This is a genomic window from Candidatus Eisenbacteria bacterium (assembly GCA_035577985.1).
In the GTDB taxonomy this organism is placed as follows: domain Bacteria; phylum Desulfobacterota; class Binatia; order DP-6; family DP-6; genus DATJZY01.
Genome location: DATJZY010000187.1, coordinates 1 through 3,615 on the forward strand (window position 1 = coordinate 1; position 3,615 = coordinate 3,615).

Consider the following 3,615-nt stretch of genomic DNA (forward strand, 5'->3'; position numbering starts at 1 on the left):
TCGGGCGCGCCCGCGCTCACCTCGCGCCTGCGCTGCGAGCACGAGCTGGTGATGCTGCCGGGGTTTTACCACGAGCTCCTGAACGAGCCGCCGGCCGAGCGCGCGAAGGTGGTGGATCTGCTCGACGCCTGGATCGATCGCTGGACCGCGAGCTGAGCTACTTGCAGCGCAGCGTCGCCCCGCCGTCGCGGAACGTGCAGGTCGATTCGGGTCCGGTGAAGCGCAGCTCGCAGCACTGCGTGCACGGTCCGGGCGACGAGTCGGCGATCAGCGTCACGTGCACCGAGCCGGCCCCGGCCGCGAGCGCGTAGCTGCCCGACTTGCCGACGACGTTGAGCTTCGCGACGCCGAGCCCGCTCTTCACCGCGAACTTGAGCTTCCGGATCCCACCGACGAGCGGGACGATCGCGCCGCTGTTCCCGTACTGCGCCGTGATGCCGGTCGGGTAGACGTGCGTCTTCCACCCGGCCTTGGTGACCTGGTCGAAGTCGCCGCCGGGAAGGACCGCGTCGAGCGGGGTCCCGCCGGCGTCGTCCTGGACGACGAGGCGCATGCCGTTGGCCGCCGGATCGAGCGGCGGCGTCTCGGGGAACGGCACGCAGCGGCCCTCCGCGCGCAGCGTGTCGTCGCCGGACGGGGCCAGGAGCTTTCCGAGCACGACCTTTGCGGAGGTCGCCGCGACGGGAGGATCGAAGACGGCGGTGAACGGCTCGTTCGCCTCGGCGTAGGCCCGCGTCAGAAACGAATCGTATTCGGCCTCACCGCGCAGGTGTCGGCGGAAGAACGCCGCCGCGTAGAGGTTCTGGATGCGCGTCGCCTCGTCGATCGAGAAGGCGGGCGGAATGCACGTGTCGTGGTACGGCTGGATCAACGCCGCCGCGCCGAGCGCCGGCCACGACGGCTCCGGGAACCCGAAGGCGATGAGGGCGTTGGCGATGTCGCAGATCGCGGCGAAGTGCGTGTGCGTGGCGCCGATCACGTCCACCCGGTGACGGAACGGCCCGCTGTCGATGAGGCCGAAGACCCTCGCCTGCTGCGCGAGGAGACTATCGAGAGTGCCCGTCACGAGAAGCGTCGGAATGGTGATGCGGGAGATCTCCGCGTCGGTGAGGGGATTGGTGGCGGGAGCGATCGGCATGATGGCGCGCACGCGCGGGTCGGGAGGGATCGTCCCGTAGCCGCTTGCCATGGCGACGGCCGTGAAGCCCCCGAGCGAATGCCCTGCGACGCCGATGTTGTGTGCATCGACCCGGCCGAAGAACGGATCGGCCAGGTCGGCGCCGCGCGCCAGCATGTAGTCGATGACGAACGAGACGTCGGGCGAGCGGTCGAGCAGCGCTTGGGAGATGGGGACCGCCGTTCCGAGGAGGCTGTCCGCCTGCGTGTTGCCGGTGTGGCTGGGAGCGACGACCACGAAGCCGTGGCTCGCGAGGTGCTCCATCAGCTTGATCGACTGGAGGGCGATGCCGCCCGAGCCGTGCGAGAAGACGATCAGCGGGCGGACCCCCGCCGCGGACGCCGGCACGTCCTGGAAGGCGAGGGCCGAGGTGATGCCGAGCGGCCCCAGCAGCGAGTAGAAGGCGGGCGTCCCGTGGGCGTCGGCGGCGTCAACGGGGTACCAGACCTCGAGCGGCAGCGGGCGATTGGCGCGGCTCGCATCGACGGAGGCGAGGCTGCGATGGCCGACCGCCCACGGGCCCGTCGTCCCCGGCGGGTCGACCGCCGCGGCGCCAAGGGACGCCGTGCCGAGCAGCAGGACGATCGACGCCAGATGCCTTCTCACCATCAGGATGCCTCCCGAGGGGGACGTTACGTCACGGGGCCACGCACGGGCAATGGATTTCTTTCGCGACATGGTTGCAGGACAAATCCCAACCGCGCTACAGAACCGCGCACCGGGCATCCGCCCGGTCACCTCGGACAATGGCGGCTCGCAGGTCGGACAGAATGCGCATGCTCTGCGCGGCGATCTTCATCGCGACGCTGCGCGCGGCGACCCGGGCACACGCCGCCCTCGACGTCGTCGTGGTCGGCGCGCGGCTCGGCGGCAGCTCGGAGGGCGGCGACCCGGCCCCCGACGGCGACGGCACCTTCTTCGGCTCCGGGATCCCGGTCATCAACGATTCGGGAGACGTCGCGTTCTACGCGTCGTTCACCACCGGCTCCGGAGGAACGGCCGCCATTCGCGGCAACGCGATGCCGGGTAGCCTGGCGATCGTCGTTCGGCAAGGGGACCCTGCTCCCGACCTGAACGGCAATTTCAACCCGCTCCCCGACGCCGATGCGCCGCCGTTCAACGACGCCGGGCAGGTGGTGATCCCCGCCACGTTCGTGAACACGCTCGGTGCCAACGACAGGAGCGGCATCGTGCTGGGCGACGTCTCGCCCGACCAGCTCGTCCTGCTCGCGCGCTCGGGTCAAATGGTCGACAACATCGAGCTCAGCAACATCCTCAACCCGCCTCCCGTGCTGAACGCCTCGGGCCAGGTGCTGTTCTCCTCGCTCGTGAACGGTGCGATCTTCCTTGCGAGCGGCGGCTCGAACACCGTGGTAGCGCGCGTCAATCAGACCGCGCCCGGCGGCGGCGCAACGTTCGCGCTCGTCACGTCCGTACCCCCGGTCATCAACGATCTAGGACAGGTCGCGTTCGCTCCTCTCCTCAGCACCGCGCGCTACGCGTTCATGCGCGCGGAAGGATCGACCATCGTTCAGGTGGTGCACGACGGCGATTCGGCGCCCGGCGGGGGCACATTCGACATGCTCCTCACTGGGGTGGTGCTCAATTCGCTGGCGTTGAACGACGTCGGCGACCTTGCCTTCGAGGCCGCGCTCAAAGGTGTGATGGGCGATGGAACGATGGGCATATTCCGCGGACATGACGCGGATCACCTGACGGCGATCGTCCATCGCGGCGACTTCACGCCCGACCACAATGGGCGCCTCCTCGACTTCGACTTCTCGGGGGAGGCCGTCATCGCGTTCAACGACAATGGGCAGGCGGCCTTCCGTTCAACGCTATCCGCCAGCTCGCATGGCACCGCCAACGACTACGGCATCTTTCGCGGGGACGGCAACGAGCTCGTCGAGATCGCGCGTAAAGGCGATACGGCCCCCGGCGGCGACGGCACCTTCACCGACTTCGATCCCCCTGCGATCAACGACGCCGGCCAGGTCGTCTTCCGCGCCACGCTCGCGGACAGCACGAGCACGCAGGGGCTGTACCTCTTCGACGACCAGGACGGCTTGACCCAGGTCGCGCGGGTGGGCGAGTCCATTCTCGGGTCGCCCAACGCCCGGATCCAGTTCGCGCCGGACACGTCGCGAGGCAGAAGACACACGGGCCTCAACGCCGCCGGGCAGGTGGCCTTCCAGTTCGCGCTGAACGACGGGCGCGTCGGCGTCGCGGTATGGAGCCCGGGCGCATCGATGTCGACCACGTCCACGAGCACCGTGCTCCCGACGACGTCGACCACGACCACCACGACGACCACCCTCCCGCCGTGCGACACGTTGCGCTGCCTCATCGAGACGGCGACGCAAGGCCCGAGCTGCGCCGACGAGACGGTGCCCGCAAACATCGCGAAACGCCTGGACGTCGCGATCGCGCGAGCGGAG

The 3,615-nt window shown here is 69.3% G+C and carries 2 protein-coding genes; one reads left to right on the top strand and one right to left on the bottom strand.

The window, feature by feature from the left end; translation table 11 throughout:
- Nucleotides 1-157: 157 nt before the first annotated feature.
- Complete coding sequence (locus VMS22_26000; protein HXJ37495.1) at nt 158-1,786, bottom strand: alpha/beta fold hydrolase; 1,629 nt, start codon at nt 1,784-1,786, stop codon at nt 158-160.
- A gap of 161 nt (nt 1,787-1,947) precedes the next feature.
- Here VMS22_26000 and VMS22_26005 point away from each other — a divergent pair.
- Nucleotides 1,948-3,615 (top strand): choice-of-anchor tandem repeat NxxGxxAF-containing protein (locus tag VMS22_26005; GenBank protein ID HXJ37496.1); only part of this gene is annotated, 1,668 nt, incomplete at its 3' end.

Coding starts and splice junctions, on each gene's coding strand:
- VMS22_26000 (HXJ37495.1), bottom strand. CDS start 1,786: ATGGTGAGAAGGCATCTGGCGTCGATCGTCCTGCTGCTCGGCACGGCG.